Source organism: Bosea sp. RAC05 (assembly GCF_001713455.1).
Classification (GTDB): domain Bacteria; phylum Pseudomonadota; class Alphaproteobacteria; order Rhizobiales; family Beijerinckiaceae; genus Allobosea.
Window position 1 is genome coordinate 182954 of sequence record NZ_CP016464.1, and the last position, 21659, is coordinate 204612.

The window sequence follows — 21659 nt, forward strand, 5'->3', positions numbered from 1 at the left end:
GCATGACAGGGAGGACATCGGTCTGCCGAAGCAGCCCTTCAAGCGGCTTTTCGCCAAAGCCCAGGCGATGTTCCGCTCCACCGACGAAAAGCGTGCACGAAGGAACTCGGGGTCGAATAGTCGAGCGTCGCAGCAATGTCCGCGATGCTCAGATCGCCCAACCTGAGCAGTTCCCTCGCTGCGACCTGACGCACCTCGTCCCTGATCGCGTCGAACGTGGTTCCCTCCGCTCGCAGCCGTCGCCTCATGGCGCGCGGGTGCAAGCCAAGCCGCTCGGCCATCTCCGCCATCCTTGCATGGCCCCTCAGCAGGAAGGGGCGCAAGAGATGCCGGACATGCGCGGACAAGGGGAGCGGTGTCCCATGGCGGACCGAGAGAAGCTGGGCCAGCGCGAGATCATGCTGCGCCCTGTCGGCTGCCGGGAGCGGGAAATCCAGGACCGACGCCCGCAGGATCACACCCGTCTGGTGCTGGCCAAAGCGAACCGGGCATCGCGCCAGGCGCATGTAGCGGGTTGGATCGCGAGGGGCCGCCCTGGACATCACGATTTCCTCTGGCGCAACCTGCCCGCCGGTCAGCTCGGCAATCAGATTGCAACCAACAGCAAGGACCAGATCATAGATCTGGTTCGTGATCGGTGCCGACGTGTCGTAAACGCCGTACCCCAATATGACGTCGCGGTCCGCCTGCATGATGTAGACCGAGCCGCCCGTCGAGTTGTGGCTCTGGAAGGCGGCAAAATCGCCGATCGCCTCGCCCAGCGTAGCGGCATGGCGCAGGACGCGACCCAGCGGGCCAAGCGCAGCGAGTGTCTGGCGCTTCCCAAGCAGGATCCCGATGTCGTCCCGGCCGGTCAGGCGACATGCGTTGTCGAGGACCGACAGAAAGTCTGCATAAGCCACGAAGGCATCCGGCCGAACCTCAGCGGCCGAAATACCCGTGCCCTCCAGCACGGACGCCAGGCTGACACCGTGGTCTTCCAGCACGCCTGCCAACGGGACCAGGGCGGCTGCGCGTTGCATCGCCATCTTCGTCGTTGTCGGCGGCATCGGTGTCCTCAAACCACAACGACCTGCATGCGAGTCCATCTACGGTGCGATCAGGATTGAAGTCGAGGGACCTCATCATGACCATCAAATTGCTGACCATCGCCAAAGGCATACTTCTCTGCCTGTACGTCAATGCGTTCGCGCTACCGGCCTCGGCCGACACCTACAAGATGAGGACCGAGATCGCTCCGGGTGTGGCGACGCCTGACACGCTGGAGACCACGATCGGGACGCTGAAGCTGAATGACGGCTTCCCGACCAAGGAAACGCAGGCGAAGATCTGGGACAACCTCGACCGCTCGCGCGCGCTGCAGGCCTATCTTCTGGCGATTCCGATCGTGAACCAGGCCGGAATGCGCGACAGTCTGCTGAAGTTCGGCCCGGTCAACAGGACCAACGTGATCTGGGAGAACCTTGTCGACCCGCGCACGGTGGAACTGACCGCGAACGACAACACGATCTACAGCTTTATCTGGCTGGATACGAAGGACGGCCCGATCGTCATCGAGATTCCCCCCAAGGTCTTGGGGTCGTTCAACGATTTCTGGTACAAATGGGTGGCTGACGTCGGGATCACAGGCGCCGACAAGGGCCAAGGTGGCAAGTATCTGATCCTGCCACCCGGCTATTCCGGCGACGTGCCGAGCGGCTATATCGTCGTGCGACCGAGCACCTATGGGCTCTGGACCTTCTTCCGGGCCTTCCTTGTCGATGGCAAGACCGAACCGGGCGTGCAGGGGGTGAGGGACCACCTCAAGATCTACCCGCTGGCCAGGAAGGACACCCCGGCGCCCGCGACGCTGGTCAATGCCTCGGGCATCCCGTCCAACTTCGTGATGCCGACGGACTATTCCTTCTGGGGCCTCTTGAACAAGGTCATCCAGGAAGAGCCCCCCGAGGGGGCAGACCCGACAACGCTGGGGCTCTTCGCTTCGATCGGGATCGAAAAGGGCAAGCCCTTCGCGCCGGACGAGCGCATGAAGGTGATCCTGAGGGATGCGGCCAACATCGGCGCGGTGACGGCGCGGGCGCTGGCGCTGGACATCAGGGGGCGCGACGCCTTCTTCTACCCCGACAGCAAGAGCAGTTGGCGGCTGCCCTTCTTCGGCGGCTACAAGTTCCAGTCGCAGCCGGGTGTGTCCAAACTCGACGGCGCCGTCTTCTACTACATGTTCGCCACAGGCGTGACGCCGGCGATGGAAGAGAAGATGGTCGGTCGGGGGTCGCAATACCCCTGGACCGCGCTCGACGCTGACGGCAAGCCGTTCGACGGGAGCAAGACCTATCGGCTGACGTTGCCCAGGAACATTCCGGTCAAGGATTTCTGGTCGGTCATCGTCTACGACGTTCAGACGAGGTCGATGCTGCAGACCAACCAGCAGCGGCCGAGCGTGTCGAGCCAGGACAAGGATCTGCAGGTCAATGCCGATGGCTCGGTGGACGTTTACTTCGGGCCGAGCGCCCCCGCGGGCAAGGAAAGCAACTGGGTCCAGACGATCCCCGGCAAGGGCTGGTTCACGCTGCTGAGGCTGTATGGCCCGCTGGAGCCGTGGTTCGACAAGAGCTGGAGACCGGGCGAAATCACGGTTGTCCAATAGGGACGGCCGTTTTCGACCCCGAGGGGCCAGGCCTCGCCCCTCGGGGCTGATCCCGTCTGAATCTCGTTGTGTCCAGTGCGAGGACCAGAGCCTGAAGCGCAGCCATTGCTCGCAATCGCAGCTCATCGCGATCCGGCGCCGCCGCGCCGGATGCGGCCAAAGCGGTTACGTCCCGCGACGCGGCCAGTCCGGCCCATAAGCGCGAGCCGCCCCCTCCGGCGTGGCGTAGCCCCGTCTGAGATCATCCGTGATCTTGCTGGCCGGCCGCGCTTGCGGGTTGCCGAAGCCCGCGCCGCCGGCCTCGCGCAGCGTCAGGCGGTCGCCCGGCGCGAGTTCATGCCGCCCTTGCGGCGAGATCGTCGCGCCATTGACCAGATGTTCGCGGCAGGCGCCCGGCTGCCCGCCGGCGAAGCCCTGCGCCGGAAACTGGGTGCGGTTGGCCATGGAGAAGACGCTGACCGGATAGCCGCTGTCGTTGCGAAGCACGATTTCCTGCCCCGGACCGCCGCGATAGGCGCCGGCCCCGCCCGAATCCGGCCGCAGGCTCTTGCGCTCGACGACGAGCCCGCTCTCGGGCTCGAACAGCTCCGCCGACATGCCGCCCATATTCGACGAGCCCGGCGTCGTCGGCTGGCCGTCGAGATCGCTCAATGCGCCGAAGCCGCCCGCCGCGCAGAAGGTCGTGGCCATGCCCGAGCCGTCCGGCCGGCGGCCCTGCAGGGTGATGAAGTCGATCAGCCCGCTGCCCGCCATCACCCGGTCCGGCACGACCTCGGCCAGTGCGCCAAAAATCAGCGGGGGAATGAAATGGCCGATCACATGCCGCCCGGCCGACGGTGCCGGCGGCACGGCATTGAGCAGGCAGCCCACGGGCGCGCTGATCGCGATCGGCACGGTGGCGCCGTCATTGTTGGGCAGCCTCGGCGCGGTGATGCATTTCAGCGTGTAGAGCGCCATCGAGCGCGTATAGGACAGCGGCACATTGATGCCGGCGCCGACGCAGGGGCCGGTTCCGGCGAAGTCGATCGCCGCCTGGCTGCCGCGCTTGTCGATCCGGCAGACGAGCCGCCGGATATCGCCGAAGGCCTCGACCTCGACCTCGTTGCGGTAAGCGCCATCGGGAATCGCGACCAGCGCCGCCCTGACGGCGGCCTCGGTCTGGTCGATGATCGACACCGCGAGTTGATCGACATCGGCGAGCCCCGCTTCGGACAGGAACTCGCCGAGCTGCCGGTCGACAACCTCGAGGCAGCTCACGCTCGCCATGATGTCGCCCAGCACCTGCTCGGGCACCCGGACATTCAGCTTGATCAGCTCGATCAGCGTCTCGTCGCGCTGGCCCGCCGCGAAGAGCTTCCAGATCGGCAGCCGCAGACCCTCATGGTAGATTTCGGTCGCGGCGGCAGAGAAGCCCATGCCGCCGATATCGGGCAGATGCGTGATGCTCATGGCATAGGCGACGATGCGCCCACCCCTGAAGATCGGCTTCATCAGGGCGAGGTCGAACATATGGCCCGTGCCGATGACGGGGTCGTTGGACGCGACGACATCCCCCGGCGCCAGCGTCTGCGGCGGAAACCGCTTGAGCATATGCGCCATCGTCACCGGCGCCGTGCCGATGAAGACGGGGATGCATTTGCGGCTCTGCGCGATCAGCCGGCCGCGCGTATCGAAGATCATCACCGAGAGGTCGAAGCCCTCGCGCACCAGCATCGAGAAGGAGGTGCGGATCAGGGCCGCCGCGCCTTCGTCGGTGATCGAGATCAGCCTGTCCCAGGCGATGGCGAGGTCGATCGGATCGAGGGTTCGGCGGGATGCCGTGACAGGGCTCGTCATGGGGTCGCGATCTCCGCAACGAGGCTCATGTCGCCATGCACCGTAGCGCGATCACCCGCGTCGAGCAGGATCGTCGATTCGGGTTCCTCGACCAGGGCCGGCCCATCCAAGACCATGCCAGGCCGCAGCCGCGAGCGCGCCAGGACGGCGCAGTCGACAAGGCCGCCGGCGGCCGGGAAATAGGCCTGACGATGGCCCGTCATCGCCTCGCCGCCGTCGTTGTCGTCCACCGGGCTGGTCGAGAACGTGCGCGGAGCCGAAGCGCTCGCCTCGACCTTGCACCCGACGATCTCGATCGGCTCATCGAGACTGGTGTGGAAGATCTCGCGGTAGCGCGCGATGAAACGCATCCGCAGCGCCTCGCGAACATCCTCGCAGGCCTCGGGAAGCTCGACCTCGATGTCGTAGTGCTGGCCGCGATAGCGCATGTCGAAGCGCCGGTGCCAGTGCGTGGCTCCGCCGGAGCCGAGCGGCGCCGCAGCCTCGGCATCGAGCTCGGCGAGAAGGGCCTGGAGCTCGCCCTCCTCGACCGCGTCGAGCCTGCGCCGGAACGCCCGCACCGTCTCGAAGGACTGTGCGCCCGACAGCATGCCGAAAGCCGACATGACGCCGGCTCCCCGCGGGAAGATCACGCGCGGCACCCGCAGCTTGCGGGCGATCCGCGCCGCATGCAGCGGCCCGCCGCCGCCGAAGGCCACCATGGCGCAGCCGCGATAGTCGAAACCGCGTTCGGTGGCATGCATGCGGAAGGCCCGCGCAATGTCCTCATTGGCCATGTCATGAGCCCCCCAGGCGGCGCGCAACGCGTCGACGCCCAGCGGCATGCCGATCTGCGCGCGATAGGCGGCGCCTGCGGCGTCGAGATCCAGCGTCATGGTGCCGCCGAGAAAGCTGTCGGGATGGAGGTAGCCGAGCAGAAGATTGGCATCGGTCAACGTCGCGGTCTTGCCGCCACGGCCATAAGACACAGGCCCGGGTTCGGCGCCGGCGCTGCGCGGCCCGACCCTGAGCCGGCCGAGCGCATCGGGCGCAACCAGGCTGCCGCCCCCGGTCCCGATCTCGGTCATGTCGAGGACGGGGATCTGCAGCGGGAGGCCGCTGCCGCTGCGATACTCGTAAGCATGTGCCGCCTCGAAGGAATAGGCGCGAAACGGCCTGCCCTTGCGGATCAGCGCACCCTTGGCCGTCGTGCCCCCGAGATCGAAGGAGAGCAGGTCGCCTCCCGCGACCGCCGTGCCAATCCGGGCCGCGACGAGCACACCGGCGGCGGGGCCCGATTCCAGCAGCTTCACCGGATAGCGCCGGGCCATGTCGAGGTTCATGAGACCGCCGCTCGACGCCATGATCCAGAGCCGCCCCCGGAAGCCGGCCTCGGCCAGGCCCGTCTCCAGCCGGGAGAGATAGCGGTCGACCAGCGGCTGCGAATAGGCATTGGCGCAGGTCGTGGTCCAGCGCTCGAATTCGCGCGGATAGGGGAAGACATCGGCCGAATGGGAGATGTGCAGCGCCGGATAGAGCGCCCCTGCAATCTCGCGGGCGCGACGTTCGTGACGGTCGTCGACATGCGCGTGGAGGAAACAGATCGCCAGCGCCTCGATCCGCTCGTCCTCGACCAGCCGGCGCGTCTGCGCAGCGACGGCTTCCTCGTCCAGCGGCACGAGCACGGCGCCGTCATGTTTCAGTCGCTCGGGAATGTCGGCCCGCAACCCTCGCTCGACGATCGGTTCTGCGTAACGCAGCCGCAGATCGAACAGGTCGTAGCGCTGCTCGCGGCCGATATCGAAGAGGTCGCGGAAGCCTTGCGTGACGAGCATGCCGGTGCGGTCGCCGCGACGCTCGATCAGGGCATTGGTGACCAGCGTCGTGCCGTGGACGATCTCGACGAGCTCGGACAGGGAGCAGCCGACGGCCTGACAGATCGCGAGCGTGCCTTCGAGCACGGCGTGGGAGGGATCACGCGGCGTCGTCAGTTGCTTGTGGACGCCGACCCGCGAGCCCAGCGAATCCACCAGGGCGAAATCGGTGAAGGTGCCGCCGATATCGATGCCCAGGCGCAGGCCGCCGCGTGGGGCGACATCGAGGCCATCATGCATGAGGGGCAGCCAGCGCCGTCCGCGCCAGGCGCAGGAATCCGATGTCGTGCCGGGTCGTGCCGTCTCCGCTGGCGAGATCGGCGACGATCTCCCCGATCACGCTGCAGAACTTGTAGCCATGCCCCGAGCAGGGCGAGACCAGCACGACCTGTTCATGGGCGGGGTGGCGGTCGAGAATGAAATGCTCGTCGGGGGTGTTGGTGAACATGCAGCTCCGCAGCGCCATGGTCGGGCCGCTGCCATCAGGGAAATAGCGCTGGCTGAAATCCCGCAGGAGGCGCTCGTCCTCCGCGTCCGGCTCGCGCCTGACATCGTCGGCACGGCTGGTTTCGCCGCGGTGGTGATAGCGGCCGAACTTGAAGCCCGGCACCTCGTAGATCGGAAAGCCGTAATAGCGGCCCTCATCGACCTGCAAATTGAAGACCGGGAAGCGATCGAGCGCGAACAGCTCCGGCTTCGCGGGCTGAAGCCAGGCCAGAACCTGGCGCTCGGGCACCGCGACGGCCCGGAGCGAGGGTTCGAGGTCGCCGATCCAGGCGCCGGCGGTCAGCACCAGCCGCGCGGCCTCGTAGCGGCCCCGGTCGGTCGTCACGACGACGCCATCGCCGTTGGGTTTCGCCTCCCAGCCGAGCACGGCCTCGCGGGCATGGATCTCCGCGCCATGCGCCTGAGCGGCGCGGACATGCGCCACGATCGCCCGCTCGCTGGCGATCAGGCCGCCCCGGGCCTGGAACACGGCGCGATGCGACGACGGCAGGCGATAGCCGGGGTAACGCGCATTGACCTGATCGCCGGTCAAAACCTCATGGGGCAGATCGTGCAGGCGGGCCGAGTTCAGCGCGCCCTGAAACAGCGCATCATCCTCGGGGCTGGCATCGATCGAGCCGGTGATGACGAGCAGTTCCTCGCCCGTCGCCGCTTCGATCTCGCCCCAGAGCTCATAGGCCCGCCGCAGCAGCGGGACATAGGCCGGGTCCTCGTAATAGGGCATGCGGATGATCCGGCTGATGCCGTGCGACGAGCCCATGCTGTGGGGGATGTCGAAGCGTTCGAGACCGAGCACCTTCACGCCCCGCCGGGCGAGATGCCAGGCGGCGGCGCTTCCCATGCCGCCGATCCCGACGACGATCACGTCATAGGCCATTCTCGACACGTCCCCCAACACCCGCCACGCCATGGCTTGCGATTCCGACACCCTGCCGGTGCGCCAGTCTACGCAATAACGCGGCCATGGCATCACCAGCCAGTGCTGCGAATCGGCTTGTACCGTGCGCGATGAGGAACGCGACCGGACAAATGCGCGACCGAGCTTGAACGGAGTCGAGAGCGGCAGTCAGAAGCGGCCAGGTCGGAACAGCTGCGCGCCGATGAATGGCAGCCTGTCGGGCAGGCGAGCGCGCCGGCAGGCAAGCGACGACGCATGCGCGATCGAACAGCGGCTGGAACGCCTTCGGAACCCGGGTAGAGAATGAGAAGACACCGCGCTGGGCGGAGGTGCGCAGCACCTTGGACCTACCCGCCGGCCTCCCCATGGCAAGCCACCCGTCCGAAAACGGTTTGGTGCCGATGAGTGAGACGGAAGTAAATGGCGCGCCCGAAAGGATTCGAACCTCTGACCCTCAGATTCGTAGCCTGATGCAATCCATTGATATTGTTATCGATTTCATGCAAACTCGATCCAAATAGACCTGTTTAGTTTCAATGGGTTGCCGTTCGAGGTGCAAACCAAAATCTCGGTGTCAGTCTGGCCGTACCATCTAAGGCGAGCGGCAAATCTCCGTACGCCTCAACAAAGACCATCGCCCCTATTGCGTCGAGGACCTACTCTACCGACTTGTCGATGAACCCAAGCGTGTTGGCGTTCTCAACCAGCGTCCGCACCTTCGCCCGGTCGAGCCCTGATGGCACCTCGGCATCGATCTCGAGCCTCAGCTTCACAGAATTCCCCGGCAGCGTTGTGAGCTGCTCGACAATCGCTTCGACGATCTGATGCATGTCGCGAGCTGGGCGATCCGGCGAGATCATTACGCTACCTGTGAAGCGGGTTGGCTTCCTCTCAGCAACTGGAGACTGGGGCGCGCCGCTCGTTGGCTGTGTCCCGGTCTCGGGCGTCTTCTCGCCGGGAGCCTCCGTGCCTCCGCCACTTCCCGGCTGCACCGGAGTCGGTCGATGTGCCTCGGCCACAGCAGGTTTCACGATGACACTGTCGCTATCGATGACGACTGCTGCATTAGCAGCCCGCTCGATGGCAAGGCCCAGATAGGTGTCCGACTTCTCCTCCCATCGCTCGGCATAGGCGAAGGGCCCTGGGATCATCCCGCTCACGGAAGCCTGCACGGCCTTGATCAGAGCCTCCTGGTTCTTCAGACGCGGCAGATAGATGTAGCGATTGAGATACTCTCGCAGGTCCTTGAGAGAGAGATGCGGCTTGCCGTTCCAGATGTACTTCTGCAGGTCACGATCGAGACGCGTGGGTCCGAGTTCTGTGAGCAACCCTTCCTCGGCCACGAGCTTCTTACTGGCCCGCGCCAGCAGCGCGTCCTGAGCCGGGATCTTGCCCGAAACCCATTCGACATCGGCTTGCGCGCTCTCCTGCGCCGGATAGTGGAGATAGCACCACGCCTCCTTCAGGCGCGTCTTCATCGTCTCATTCGATTCAGACAGCTTGGCCTTGGCCAGCGCGCTGTCGCTCTGCGTCAGATTGAGACGCTCTGTGTCGCGTACGATCTCGCCCCAGGCGAGGGACGCTCGCACCGCGTCTTTCAAATTGTCGAGCTGGCGAGAATCCGCGGCGATGAAAACCAGCATGTTGCGATAGACGCGCGGCGTGCTGCCACGCTGCATCAGGATATCCTTGGCTTCCACCAGCGCTTCGGACCCTTCACGGCCATTGTGCGGATGCGCGACGCCCAGCACGACTGCCCGCACACCTCCAGCTTCGTCCGGCACCTCCGCCGAAGTGGCCGGCGCCACCTGCACGGCGTCGAAGTGCCCACGATCAGCGAGGCTATTCACATATTTACTCAGCTCGCTGTCGATCGTCATCAGGACGAGCGCGGTCTCGATCTGTGCTGCTTTGTCGGCTGCGATGCGGTTGAGGCTCGCCGACATCGAGTACCAGTAGCGCCCGAGATCGGCGTGCATGAACTTGGCCTGGTTGGTTAGCCGTCGCAGCGCGTCGCCGAAGATCGCGGGCCGCTCACCCGGCTGCACAACGCCGAGATTGATCTGCTTGTCGTCGAGGCCGGTGTTCTGTTGCTGGTGCGTCGGTGCCGTCCCCATGAAGATCGCCCGGGCAACGCGCCTGGTCGCGGAAAAGCGGTTCAGGTTGGGTGCCGACTGGTCGATCTTGTAAGGCGTGGAAGCGGTACCATCGACGTCACCTGCGATGATCGACTGCCAGGTCACGTCGAGATAATGGAGCAGCTCCGGCTCAACGCGCGGCGAACTCACCGCAATGCTGCCCGGCATGATCATCACCGAAGGGTCGCCGTTCATCCATAACTCGTGGATCGCCTGCGCCATCAGGCGCAGCACGCCGCGCGTGCGCTGGAACTTCTCCAGCGATCCCCAGCTCGTGTAGAGCTGGTCGAACAGCTCGGGATGAATCGGATAGGCCTTCTCCAGCTTGCGCCGGTAGTCCTCGTCGGCGCAGCCCTGCGGGAAGTCGTTGGCGTTCTCGCGGTAGAGCTTGGCGAACTGCTTCAGTGTGTTGTCCCGGTGATGGAACTTGTCGCCGGAAACCTCCTTGAACAGCCGCCGCCGGACAATCTCATAGCTCTCCTCCTGGCTCGCGGGCCGCCAAGAGGATTCGACACGGCTGAAGGTCTGCTTGAGGCGCGCTAGCGCCTCCTGGCCGCCCTCGCCGCCGACTTCGATCTGCGACGCAGGCAAGGAGGCGACCAGCAACGTGCCGGGGCTCGCTTTGACCGCTTCGGTGAGCGACTGGACGAAAGACAGGTTCGCGTCGAACGAGCCCGACGGCAGCCCCTCGACTCGATAGATCTGCCGCAGATAGGCGACCCACTCGTCGATCAGGATCAGGCACGGGGCGTACTTCGTGAAAATCGTCTCAAGCAAGTGCGAGCCTGGCGCGATACCGTTGGCGTCATTCTCAGCGACCATGTCGAAGGCTTCGGCGCCGCCTAGCTGCCACGCAAGTTCGCCCCAAGTCGTGCAGATCTTGCGACCGCCCTCGGCATTGAGGACGTCCTGCGGCCCGCGCGAGGTGCCAACTAGCACAGCGCGGTTGATGTTCTTGGGCACGGTTAGCTCGTGCTTCTCAAGCAGCTGATCAAGGCCCGACAGGTCCTGAACGGGCGTCGGTCCCGCCATGTGGTAAAGGGCCAGCATCGAGTGCGTCTTGCCGCCGCCGAAGTTGGTCTGCAGTTCGACGACCGGGTCGCCGCTGCTGCCCGAAAGCCGCTTGGCCGCGCCGACCAGAAGCGCACTCAAGCCCTCGGTCAGATAAGTGCGGCTATAGAACTGGCGCGGGTCACGATATTCAGCGGGCGCACTTCCCGAATGCACCTTGGCGAGATCGGCCGCGAACTCGGCCTGTTGAAACTCGCCCGTGGCGACATCCTGGTGCGGCTCGACCACCTCGCGCCATGGAAGCAAGCCTGCCACGGTCTCGACGGAGATTTCCAGGCGCTGGGTCTTCCGCCGCTCCTCGTTGCGCTGAAGTTCGGTAAACTTCGTGCGCAGGATGGTGTCCCGCATCTTCGAAAGCTGCTCGGCGGTCTCGCCGGCGCTGATCGCCTCCATCAGGCGCCGCATGGAATCGAGCGCGCGCTCGGCGTCGTCGTAGGAGAAGGCGTCATTGTGAGAGAGCTTGTTGCGAACATCGACAAGCTCGTTGACCAACGCACGTTCGGCACGGCCGAGAACCGCTTTGAACGCGTCAGCCCAATAGCGGTCCATGCCGTTGAACAGCGCCGCCTGATCCCATCCGATCTCCCCACTACTGTTTGGCCGCAGGTTCAGCCGTTCTGCTACTTCAATCTGCCAATGCCCCTTCAGCGAGCTTTCCAGCCGCTTCTCGACGAACGGAATAAGGGCTGCGGGCAGCAGCTCCATGCCCTCGAAAACATACTGGCGCGTGCTCTTGGCCACTGTCCCGTTCCCCCTCAGATATCCAGGCGGATCTGACGATCCCCGCTCGTGTCGTGGATCGCGGCTGCCTGCCGCGTCAGCTCAGTCCAATCAGCGATCAGGGCGTTGTAGGCCGTGGCCTCCTTCGCATCCTTCCGCTTGTTGGCACTGATGTCGTAGAGGCAGTAGGCAAGGTCCTTCACCGCCTCGGCCTTCGCGTCGATCTTCTTCAGAAGCACGGCAGTCTCATGCGAGATGCCGTCCTTTTCGTATTTGCGAACGAGATGCTGAAGGCACTCCCAGACGGTCAGATGGCCGTCGCCCTCCGGCTCCCAATCATCATCCAGTTCATCGCGCGCCAGGATGCGGACCTTCCCAGCCGCACTGTCGATGATCCTGGCATGCTTCACGTTCTCCACCGAAATTCCACGGGCGCGCGCAAGGTTGTCAGCCGCGCCGTACTCGCCCCTTGCCATGCCGTGCTGTTCGAACCACGTGATGGCAAAGCGGGTGTCGGCGTCGAACTCGCCTTGGATGCCGCCGAGGTATTCGTCGAGCTCGCGGTTGATCAGCTGCAGCGCGGCCTTCACACTCATCGGACTGTCGTCGGATTCCAGCACCGCCTTGTAGCGCGAGAAGACGCCCATGCCTGGGCCGATGGCCGATTGCGGCATATCGGCCGGAGCAATGTTGGCTGCCTGAAGGTCAGCGATGGCGGGAGGCAACTCCCGTTTCAGGGCTCGGATGAATTCGGCACGCGAAACGACCTCTGCAGTCGTTTCTCTCTTACGGCAGACTAGGACAACCGAATTGGCAAGCGCATTACTTTCCCGGCCACGCAACCGGTTTGCCAGTTCCGTGCGTACCGGCCAAGTGCTTACGACAGCATATCCCGCGTCTAGTACAGCCTGCAGAAAAGTTGCCCAGCCGGTCGAACTGACCCCCTCTTGCGCGACTTCGCTCTGCTTGAACGCGTAGTATATGGTTGCGGGGAAGAGGTTAGATGCCTGTCGCGCCATGTTGGCAATGGCCTCGCGCATCCCGTCAAGGAAGAATGTCTCTGCCGCTTCCCGGCCGCCCTGCCGATACGGGGCAGCTATTAACTCATCAGCCTTAGGCGTAGCGATAAATGAAAACAAATCAGGATAAATTTCCTTGAGGCTTCTTTTAAGCCAAATAAACAAGAAATCAGATAAATCAGCATATCCTATATTGTCGTAATACGGAGGGTCAGTCGAGATGATTTTGTCTTCGGCAATCTTCTGAGATTGGGCATTTTCTTGTGAAACGGATCCGGTTGTAAATGACGGCAATACTGAGCTTTCGGCCATTCACCGGCCGATCGGGAAAGGCGGAGCAACTCAAGACAGGAAAACCCCATGAATGAGATCAGAAACGTCGCAGCCGAGACGTCTGCGACTGTGCGGGACTGGAAGAAACCGCGCGCCATTCCGTCGACCTTCTCGACCGCATGCCAGGCCATCTATACGGCCATGCCAAAGAACCTGAGGACCTATATCAGCCCTCTGTTCCAGTATGCGAGCGACCGCGGGATCGATCCCGCTCAGATCGATGACCAGGCGATCGAGCAGTTCCGCAACCAGCTCGCTGTTTGGGGGGTGCAGGACCCGGCACCGTTCATCTCCTGCCTGGTCCGGGACTGGAACGTCATCCGCACCATGGAAGGGTGCAGCCACCTGCTTGAATTGACGCCGCCGGTTGGGAAGCGCGCAGCGTCTCGCGCATCGCGTGCCGAGGCGTTTTCCGCTCGCTTCGTCGAAGAACTCGATCAGGAGTTTGGAACCGCCTCACCGCGTGAAAGCGATGATGCCCATAACCGATACAATGCTCGCAAGCGCATCGAGCGCGTGGCCGAAACGATGATCAAGCACGGCCATATGGTCGGCAGCATTGCAGACCTCGCCGACAAAGCGGCGTTGAAGTCGGCCATCGATGAGCTCTACCCCGACATCTTGCGCACCAAGGCGCGCGACCTCGTCTTACTGGGCATCGAGAGGGCACTCGCAAAGAGCGGACAGGCGGCCAGCCTCGCGAAGGTGGTTCGCGCGGTCCGGTATCGCCATCAGCAGGCCGGCATTGACCTCCCTGCCAACACCAAACGGCAGGTTTCTCATTTCACCATGGAAACGGTCTTCGCGATCTTCGACGCTGCGGTGTTGGAGATGGAGCAGGCGCTGGCGGGCAAGCCGAACTACGACGCACTGGCCCGTGCCCGGGCCTGCATCGCCGTCGGACTCGTCCTGTGGAACCTGTGCCCTCGGGGCACGATCGAAGGGGCAACGTTCTCGGGCGATCATACCGGCATCCGACACCGGCTGATGGGTCCCCAGAATAGCTCGTCCGTCGACCTCGAGCGCGATCTTCCCAAGGAAATGGGCGCTAGCATCGATCGATACGTCCTCGCTGTGACCCAGTATCTTGGTCGCACGCCGAGCGCCCTTCTAGATTCAGGCAGGGATGAGCCGGTGAGCGGCAGCGCCTTGTCCACGGGCGTCAGGCGCTTCTTGACCAGCATCGGCCATGACGACCTGACGCTGCAGCGTCTGCGAGATGGCGCGAATGCCGCCTATCTCAAAGCCAACCCGAAGATGGCTGAGTGGCTCTCTGACGCGAACGGCTTCCGCTACACCGCAAACTTCAAAGTGCGCTTCCGGGCCCTGATGGGGATCAACGATGCGCAGCGGCTCGAGGACACCTTCGAGGCAAGCGACGACCGCGAAGGTGCCCGGCTATGACATCGTCGCCTCAGAAGAAGCGCCAGCCTCGGACCCTCGCCAAGGACCGTTGGACTCCCGAACAGCGAAGCATCGTTGCCATCGCAAGCGAAGGATCATTCGACCCCCGCGAGAAGCGCAAGGAGTTGCGTGAATCGACGCAGCGCAATCTGTCCCAGGTGCTCGGGTTTTTCCTCGGCTACCTCGATCGCCTGCATCCTCACATGGTCAGTCTGCCCCTCGCGCAGAGCCTCACTCAAGAAGCGCTTGAGGGGTTCCGCAACGATCTCGCGACGACGAACACGCCCCGGTCCGTCCTGACGCTGATGGATCGCCTCAAGATGCTGTGTGCGCGAGCGGAGCTGCCCGAAGTGGCAAAGGTCATCGCCACGATCGCAGGATCATCCCCAGGGCGAGCCTACGTACCACCGCCGCGAGCAAGCGCACGCCAGGTCTACCGCGCGGCCAAAGCCTATTTCCTGCTGCGGGTCCGCGAGATCCGTCGGCTCGGCTTCGGTCGGCGCGAAAAGGCGCGTGAACGACGCGCGGCGAGCGAAGCGCTGACGGCGCTCACGATCATGTTTCTGACGCAGCTTCCGTTGCGCATCAAAAACGTGCTGGCGCTGGACCTTGGCGTTCAAATCATCATCCACGATGACACGATCGTCCTGCTCCTCCCTGGCGAACAAATGAAAAGCAGGCGGGATTTCGATGCGATCCTTGGGAAAGAGCTGAGTGATTGTGTCCGTCTCTATTTGCGAATCGTCCGGCCCATCCTCGCCAAGGCCGCGTCCCCAAATGCCCTGCTGCTGGGTGCCAAGGGTGGAAGGCTCGCCTATCCCACGGCCTACAGCCGGATCCGAAGGATGACGCAACAACTCGTGGGAGAGCGGATTAACCCACATGCCTTCCGCAGGCTGATGGCGGTCTGGGCTCGCAACGACGAACGTTTAGGTCTGGACGTAGCTTGGCGCCAGAACCAGCATGTCGGTCCCAAGGAGACAGACAGGACCTACGCACCGCCCCGTGTCGAAGTCGGCAAAAGCGTCTATCAGGCAGCCTGGAAGCGCGCGCCGGACCCGACCTGACAGGAATGAAGCAAGTTCGCGCTCTGGAGCTCTTCGGAGCCAGCGCGCTTTCGCACAGGTTGGAGGGGCACTGTCGCCCGACGTCATCGTGAGAACTGCAGCCATTGCTGCGCCGAGCTGACGAAAGTGCTGATCGTACCGCAAGGCCGGCCATGAAGAAAACGCCCGAGCGGGCTACCGCAACCCTCCCTGCTACGTGACACAACCGGCCTTCCAAGCGATTGCGGCAGCAAGTCGTGGCGATTTGGGATCCGCGCGCCATCGGCCTCGCAGGTGAGGCGCGCATCTCGCCTCAGATCCGACGCTCATGGATTCGCATCAGGCGTAGGCACCAACCTTCAGCGGAAGTTCCGTTCAACCGACAGAGTTCTTGCCGATAATGAGTAAGGACCCCCACAACATGTCGAAGCTTTCATATGTCGAATTCAAGGAGGCCATCGCGCAGGCCAGCGCGCTGGAGCTTACCGGTGTCATCCATCTCGCAACGAACCAACTGCAGTCTCTGCATGCCACGCCAATGGAGGCGCCCTTCAGCTTGCGGGCCGATGCCCGGACGATGCCCATCGAAGCGCGAGGCCTGGACGTCACCATCTACCTGGCGGGCTGCACAGGCCTGAGGCAGCGTTCCGTGATTGTCGGCCGCCCGATCTACAAGATCGGTACAACGACACGGCGCGACGTGGACGGGCGGGTGAATGACCTCTCAAAGGTGCGCTACGCCGGATATGACCCGCATTCCGGCGGGCATTGTGAGGGTTTCGACGATTACACGCGCATTGCGTTCAAAGAACCCGGTCAGGCGCTCCCGCAGGGTCTGCGACTCCATGATGGATGTCTGGTGGCCGAGCTCCCGCCCAACTTGTCGCGCAGCCAGTTCGAGGCGCGTTTTCGCCAGGCCCTTATGGCACACTCCGTGTCGGAGTGGGCGCAGTCTGGCGACGGTGAAGCCTGTCTGTCGACGCGCGGCTTGCACGTTGAGCAGCTTCCAACACTGACGCGGTTCGCCTACGGCGCGGTCAGGGCGAAGGAACTCTATGTGCTTTCTGCGGCCCCGATGACAATGATCGTGGCGAAAGCCGCTGCATCGGTCTGCGGCAGAGGTGACTGAGGCCATCAACGGCCTCAGGCGCCGACGCAGCGTTCCGGCGGCCAACTTCGACACGCGACGGGAGACAACGGTTCTACCATTTGCGGCGTCTTATGGAGCGCTGGCGATCCTGATCTCGTAATTGGGTCAACCAAGAGGGCGTCGGCCACCGGGGCGGCGCCCTTTCTCATGACCAGGAGGTGAAACGGGACTGCAGCCGCAGCACCCCAGTGAAGCTCAGCCCGGATTCCCCGATGACCACGAAGTCCAGCCGCCCGCGCAAGAAGCGCGCATCCTCATCGATCTCGTCGCCAAGCCCGGTCGGCCTGCACCTCTTCGACTATCATGATGTCGATCGTCGCCTGCATGGCGACGGCATCATGGCCTCAACCAGTGACGACGAGGGCAACGCCCAAGCGAGGCAGCGCGCGCTCTGGCGCCGGCTTTACGAGGACGAGCGCGGCTCCTGGCGCAGCTTGCTCGTGCCCGATGCCGAGATGATCGCCCGCATCGCCGCGCTCGACCTGACCTGTCCGCAGTTCGCGCCCGTCACTGCTTGGATCTTGCGCACCGCTACGCTGGCCATGGCCGGAGGCCAGCCGCTTCGTCTCGACCCTTGTGTGCTGCTCGGCGCCCCCGGTGTCGGCAAAACCTACTACGCCCGTCGCCTCGCCCAGGCTTTTGACGTCATGACGCTGACGATCCCGATGAACTTAATGACGGACAGGGGCACCTGGTTCAGCGGGCTGGCGCCGGTCTGGCGGGCAAGCGCGCCCGGCAAGGTCGCTCAGCTCTTGCTCGACTCGAACTGCGCCAGCCCCGTCATCGTCATTGATGAAATCGAGAAGGCCAGCCCGCTCAATCCGGCGGAAACACCGATCAATGTGCTGCATTCCTTGCTCGAACGCGAAAATGCCCAGGCTTTTACCGACGATTTCATCGAAATCGCCCTCAGAGCAGATCACATCATCTGGTTAGCGACAGCGAACGACCTATCGCCGCTACCGGCCTCGATCGTCGATAGGCTCATTGCCTTCGAGATCACGCTGGAATCCAGCCAGCTGCTGGCGATCCAGCGCTCGCTCTTCGACGAGGCCAACGTTGCCACGGGCGGACTGTTCGCTCGGCCGACAGACGCACTCTTCGAGCAGATCATGGCGCAGACGCCCCGCGCGATGAGCCGGCTCTGGCCCATCGCCTTCGGCTTCGCGTGCATGGAGGGGCGCCGGCACGTGACGCGCGCCGATATCGTCCAGGCTGAAGCAGTGCTGCGGCTCGATCAGGGCGGCAAGAGCCGGATCGGGTTCCTGAGCGGGTTGCCGGCCAAGGGGGTGAAGACGGATCCGAGCGAGGCCCTGGTCCTGCCCAAGAGCCCGGAGAGGAAGCGATGACGAAAGGGAGACAGCGAGGAAGGGGACCGAAGAACCCCCGAGAACCTCAGACGACCTCTTCACCAGAAAGTTACATCCACATGACCAAGTCCAACCCGCGAGCGTCCGCTTCGAAGAGCCTCGCCTCCCTGCAGATCGACACGAACCCGCGCGCAGTCATCGACGAAATTTCGGCCTTACGCCTTCACCGGCCTAGTGCCGTCGACTACGCCGCCTTCGTCAACAATCCCGCTTGTGTCGCCGATATGGTCGAGCGTGCCCGACTGCATGCAGACCAGGTCGCACGCTTCGTCACGCTTGCGCAGGTGAGCCCGCCCAGCACGGTGACGCAAAATCTCCCCCAGCTCTACGCGCTCGTCCTTCTAAACATGACCGCCACGGTCGCTGTTGCGATCATGCCGGCCCACAACGGCGCCGATCGGCATGCGCGCTGCCAGCAGGGCGCGGCCTTTCTCCAGAGCTTGGAAAACCCCGACGAGAACGAGCTGCGCCATCTTGCCGAGATCGCCTTCGAACTGCCCCATCGTGACGCGCATACCATTGCCCGGGACGCCATTGCCTTCGCCAGCCGTGGCCATGGCGAAGAACCTAAGCCCAGCCGCGCTACGATCCACTGGATTGAGGAGAACGCCACACTCCGCAACTGGCTCAAGCGCAGGACAGAGGTCAGCGTGTTGCTGGCTGAAGCCCGACAGCATGCCATCATGCTGGATCGCTTCGAGGCCTCCTTCGACCAAGACGATCTGCCTCCGATAGCTCGTGACGCGGTCGCCGAGGCCTGCGAGGGCGCTCTCCACCAGCATGTGCTCGCGCTCGCTGAACTCGCGCTGTCGCCGGTAACTGTCACTACCGACCAAATCCTCGAAGCCGCCCATGCCAGCGTCACCACCCGCACCAAGCTCCAGGCGGGGCTGCTCATCGCCATCGCGGTCGGACAGCACTACCGCGCCATGCTCGCCGCCAATCCATGCTGAGAGGCGCGTATGGCGGGAGCAAGCTCCCCCTGGGACGCGGTTGGCGTTCGCCAGCCGCTGTAATGGACAGGGAAGGACAGGCGCCCTCGCGGCGCCTGTTTCGATTCAGGGACTGAGGAGGACGCGCAGCCGATGGGGCTGTACCCACACGAAAGAGCAACCATGACCGATAAGAAGAACCGGGACCTGACAGGTCCCCATGAAGGCGGGGCCGTCGACCGGCCGGAACTCCGGACCGATCTCGACCCGATCGCAATCGCAACCGAGCTGGTCAGCGACGACCCCTCCGTCGCCGAGCTCGTCGCCTTCCGCGCGGCGATCCCCGATCTGAAGGAGGCGGCTCGGCAGGCCAAGCGCCTCCTCGACGAGGCAATGCGGGTCAGGTTGACGCCAGGCTTCGACGCCGCGCCCCAGATCGCGGTTGGACTGATGCTCATCGGCCAATCCCTCACGGCCCTGACGGCAATCTGGCCGACCGACACCCTCGACTGCGCCGAGGCAAAGCTGGCCTTGGCCGAGGCGATCGGCCCGTGGGACCGCGATCAGGGGGGCGACTATGTCCCGGCGCTCGCGCCGGCGACGGCGACCCGCATTCGCGTCAAGCGCGCCGCTCTGAACGTCGGCGAGCTGATGGTGCCGCCTGGACCCGCCGTGCCCTCGGCGCACGATCGAGGCCTCGGCGACTGGCCCCTTAAGCACTACGACCTCACCATCCTCGTCGAGCCCCAGGGCGGCCCGCCGATGTTCGTCGACCCCGACGCGCAGCGCTGGATCGAGTTGCTAGCGCAGGCCCCCGATCTTGGCCGGTTGGCCAAGCGCGTCGAGCGGATGCTCAAGACGGCGGACAAGCTGTTCGCGCTGGCGCGGACCCCGGCCGAAGACGCCACGGAGCTGCGCCGGGCCGCGGAAGGTGCACAGATCGCGGCCTATATGACGGCCGCACGTGTCGCGGTCTGGCCGGTCGCGAAGGGGTCCGATGGCGTCAAAGCCAAGAAGAGGGTTGCCAAGGCCATCGATGACCGCGCTTGCCGCGCCGATCCGCTCAACATGCAGGCCGCCATCCGCATGGCCTTTGAGGACGCGTCCTGGCTCTCCAGGCTCGCCGGAGGCGACCGCATGGCGACGGGCGTGCCGATCTGGATCGAGATCGTCTGAACGACGTTCGTTGTCATGACGGCGACCTCGAACGTCGTTCGATGATCGAAAATGCGACGGGTGCCCTCGGCCGCTTTAAATCGATGAACGCAGTGCCATGAGGCATCGCGAAGGCGTCGTCGGAATGACGTAGATGAGCTCGAACGTCGTTCGGCGGCGCCGGGTGCCACGATCCGATGGACGTCGAACGATGTTCATTCTGGACGGGCGGTGCTGCGGCGCCGCCCGTTTTCGCCGATGGTGGTGTTGAAGTGTGATCCGTCCCACGGCGTCGCGCCCATTCAACCTCGTCGATGGTTTCGTGGCCTTCCTGCGCGAACAACTTGCCGAGCTCGCGGCGGACATGAAGCCGGGAGAAGACGCTCAGCTCTAGAACCGGCGGGACAAATACAGCGTGAAACCGGAAGCCACCACCGTCATCACGCCGGAGGCGATGAAGACGACCGGCAATGGCAGGACGAGCAGGAGCACCGCGAAGAGACCGGCGGGAACGATCTGCGCCACGTCGCGATATGTGCTGAAGATGGGCGTCATCCGCATGCGCTGATGCGGGCGCACCGCACGCAGGAACAGGACATTGCCCATGCCGTCGATGGCACTCATCGCGAGGGCAGCGACGAGTAGCATCGCTGCTGCGCCGTAGGCGCTAATCGTCGTGAGTGGAGCGACGGCGATCGTGCACAGGCCGCAAAGAGCATAGCCGGACATCAGGACGTTTCGCGTGCCTAATCGACGGGCAAGCCGCCCCCAGAGCGGTGCGAGCAGCAGCAATGTCGAGCCGAGCGACACGAGCACGCCGCCTGCGGACGGGCCAAGCCCGTAGCTGATGGCGAAAATCGGCGCATAAACGAGATACATGCACCACCACGCCGCTCGGGCGACCGCGAGCAGCCATGCCAGGCGCAGACGCGGCTGAGCCCAGAACCGCCCCAGATCGGCCCAGCTCGGCGCGATCGATGCGGCATGGGCCGAGGGCGTCGGGCCTTGTGGCTTCAGCCGCATAAGCAGGAGCGGCGTCAACAAGGCACAGGCAGCGCTTGTCGCCAATGGCAGCCAGGGGCCGGTCGACTGCGCCAGAGAGACGCCGAGCCATGGCCCGATCGCATAGCTCGCACCGGCGAGAAAGATCCGCCTCGGCTCGAATGCGGAGAGGGTGCGCCGGGGAACATATTGCAGGACATAGAGGCTCATCACGTTCTCAAAGGTCAGCACCATCAGAACATGCAGAACAAGGCCGATGGCCAGTCCGAAGCCGGAGGCGGTACTCAGCGCCACGGCCGAGCCGACCCCGCTCGCCGCCGCGCCGATCAGGAGCATCGAGCGGCCGAGCCGCGACAAGAGCCAAGGCAAAGCAACACTCGCGGCGATGCCGAACAGGCTGGCGACGAAATAGAGTTCGCTGACCCGCTGTGCCGTCCCCAGCATCGCATAGGCGACGACCGGGATCAGCGTGATCACCATCGTGCGCGCCAGGACCGTCAGCGCATAGATGCCGACCAGCCCCCATTCCGAGGGCATGACCGGTTCGGGTCGTGAAGGCGAGCCCTCCAAGCTGCCGG

The 21659-nt window shown here is 64.3% G+C and carries 14 protein-coding genes; 7 read left to right on the top strand and 7 right to left on the bottom strand.

Going from position 1 to position 21659, the window contains the following annotated elements; genetic code table 11:
* Nucleotides 1–38 precede the first annotated feature (38 nt).
* On the bottom strand, nt 39–1049 hold the full coding sequence (locus BSY19_RS04380; protein WP_069053081.1) for an AraC family transcriptional regulator: 1011 nt from the start codon (nt 1047–1049) through the stop codon (nt 39–41).
* Nucleotides 1050–1126: 77 nt separating this feature from the next.
* On the opposite strand from BSY19_RS04380, the gene BSY19_RS04385 reads away from it, so the two are divergent.
* Nucleotides 1127–2647, top strand: a complete 1521-nt coding sequence (locus tag BSY19_RS04385) for a DUF1254 domain-containing protein (RefSeq protein WP_069056853.1) — start codon at nt 1127–1129, stop codon at nt 2645–2647.
* A gap of 165 nt (nt 2648–2812) precedes the next feature.
* On the opposite strand, the gene BSY19_RS04390 is transcribed toward BSY19_RS04385, so the two are convergent.
* The 5 genes from BSY19_RS04390 to BSY19_RS26920 all read right to left on the bottom strand — a co-directional run bounded on the left by BSY19_RS04390 (nt 2813) and on the right by BSY19_RS26920 (nt 13001).
* Complete coding sequence (locus BSY19_RS04390; protein WP_069053082.1) at nt 2813–4483, bottom strand: hydantoinase B/oxoprolinase family protein; 1671 nt, start codon at nt 4481–4483, stop codon at nt 2813–2815.
* The gene (locus BSY19_RS04395) at nt 4480–6576 is read right to left on the bottom strand and encodes a hydantoinase/oxoprolinase family protein (protein WP_069053083.1); all 2097 of its coding nucleotides are present in this window, start codon (nt 6574–6576) and stop codon (nt 4480–4482) included. Before BSY19_RS04395 ends, BSY19_RS04390 begins: the two co-directional genes overlap by 4 nt.
* Nucleotides 6569–7720 (bottom strand): N-methyl-L-tryptophan oxidase, encoded by a 1152-nt coding sequence (gene solA, locus BSY19_RS04400; protein WP_069053084.1) that lies wholly within the window; start codon nt 7718–7720, stop codon nt 6569–6571. The genes BSY19_RS04395 and solA overlap by 8 nt, the downstream gene beginning before the upstream one ends.
* A 677-nt stretch (nt 7721–8397) precedes the next feature.
* Nucleotides 8398–11691: a DUF499 domain-containing protein gene (locus BSY19_RS04405; RefSeq protein ID WP_069053085.1), complete on the bottom strand. Its 3294-nt coding sequence runs from the start codon at nt 11689–11691 to the stop codon at nt 8398–8400.
* A 14-nt stretch (nt 11692–11705) separates the two neighbouring features.
* Nucleotides 11706–13001 (bottom strand): DUF1156 domain-containing protein, encoded by a 1296-nt coding sequence (locus BSY19_RS26920; RefSeq protein ID WP_236840469.1) that lies wholly within the window; start codon nt 12999–13001, stop codon nt 11706–11708.
* Nucleotides 13002–13049: 48 nt separating this feature from the next.
* Between BSY19_RS26920 and BSY19_RS04415 the strand changes: the two genes are divergently transcribed.
* The 6 genes from BSY19_RS04415 (at nt 13050) to BSY19_RS04440 (ending at nt 20100) form a co-directional block, all read left to right on the top strand.
* Nucleotides 13050–14426 (top strand): hypothetical protein, encoded by a 1377-nt coding sequence (locus BSY19_RS04415; protein WP_069053086.1) that lies wholly within the window; start codon nt 13050–13052, stop codon nt 14424–14426.
* Nucleotides 14423–15493 (top strand): site-specific integrase, encoded by a 1071-nt coding sequence (locus BSY19_RS04420; protein WP_069053087.1) that lies wholly within the window; start codon nt 14423–14425, stop codon nt 15491–15493. The genes BSY19_RS04415 and BSY19_RS04420 overlap by 4 nt, the downstream gene beginning before the upstream one ends.
* A 400-nt stretch (nt 15494–15893) precedes the next feature.
* Nucleotides 15894–16601 carry a hypothetical protein gene (locus tag BSY19_RS04425; RefSeq protein ID WP_150129492.1) on the top strand — a complete coding sequence of 236 codons (708 nt, stop codon included), beginning with the start codon at nt 15894–15896 and terminating at the stop codon, nt 16599–16601.
* Between the two features lie 233 nt (nt 16602–16834).
* A complete protein-coding gene (locus BSY19_RS04430) occupies nt 16835–17971 on the top strand; it encodes an AAA family ATPase (protein WP_069053089.1) in 1137 nt (378 codons plus the stop codon).
* Nucleotides 17972–18051: 80 nt separating this feature from the next.
* Nucleotides 18052–18945 (top strand): hypothetical protein, encoded by an 894-nt coding sequence (locus BSY19_RS04435; RefSeq protein WP_150129493.1) that lies wholly within the window; start codon nt 18052–18054, stop codon nt 18943–18945.
* A gap of 162 nt (nt 18946–19107) precedes the next feature.
* Nucleotides 19108–20100, top strand: a complete 993-nt coding sequence (locus BSY19_RS04440) for a hypothetical protein (protein WP_069053091.1) — start codon at nt 19108–19110, stop codon at nt 20098–20100.
* Between the two features lie 369 nt (nt 20101–20469).
* Here BSY19_RS04440 and BSY19_RS04445 read toward each other — a convergent pair whose 3' ends face one another.
* Nucleotides 20470–21618 (bottom strand): MFS transporter, encoded by a 1149-nt coding sequence (locus BSY19_RS04445; protein ID WP_069053092.1) that lies wholly within the window; start codon nt 21616–21618, stop codon nt 20470–20472.
* Nucleotides 21619–21659 lie beyond the last annotated feature (41 nt).

Coding starts and splice junctions, on each gene's coding strand:
- BSY19_RS04380 (WP_069053081.1), bottom strand. CDS start 1,049: ATGCCGCCGACAACGACGAAGATGGCGATGCAACGCGCAGCCGCCCTG.
- BSY19_RS04385 (WP_069056853.1), top strand. CDS start 1,127: ATGACCATCAAATTGCTGACCATCGCCAAAGGCATACTTCTCTGCCTG.
- BSY19_RS04390 (WP_069053082.1), bottom strand. CDS start 4,483: ATGACGAGCCCTGTCACGGCATCCCGCCGAACCCTCGATCCGATCGAC.
- BSY19_RS04395 (WP_069053083.1), bottom strand. CDS start 6,576: ATGCATGATGGCCTCGATGTCGCCCCACGCGGCGGCCTGCGCCTGGGC.
- solA (WP_069053084.1), bottom strand. CDS start 7,720: ATGGCCTATGACGTGATCGTCGTCGGGATCGGCGGCATGGGAAGCGCC.
- BSY19_RS26920 (WP_236840469.1), bottom strand. CDS start 13,001: ATGGCCGAAAGCTCAGTATTGCCGTCATTTACAACCGGATCCGTTTCA.
- BSY19_RS04415 (WP_069053086.1), top strand. CDS start 13,050: ATGAATGAGATCAGAAACGTCGCAGCCGAGACGTCTGCGACTGTGCGG.
- BSY19_RS04420 (WP_069053087.1), top strand. CDS start 14,423: ATGACATCGTCGCCTCAGAAGAAGCGCCAGCCTCGGACCCTCGCCAAG.
- BSY19_RS04425 (WP_150129492.1), top strand. CDS start 15,894: ATGTCGAAGCTTTCATATGTCGAATTCAAGGAGGCCATCGCGCAGGCC.
- BSY19_RS04430 (WP_069053089.1), top strand. CDS start 16,835: ATGACCACGAAGTCCAGCCGCCCGCGCAAGAAGCGCGCATCCTCATCG.
- BSY19_RS04435 (WP_150129493.1), top strand. CDS start 18,052: ATGACCAAGTCCAACCCGCGAGCGTCCGCTTCGAAGAGCCTCGCCTCC.
- BSY19_RS04440 (WP_069053091.1), top strand. CDS start 19,108: ATGACCGATAAGAAGAACCGGGACCTGACAGGTCCCCATGAAGGCGGG.
- BSY19_RS04445 (WP_069053092.1), bottom strand. CDS start 21,618: ATGCCCTCGGAATGGGGGCTGGTCGGCATCTATGCGCTGACGGTCCTG.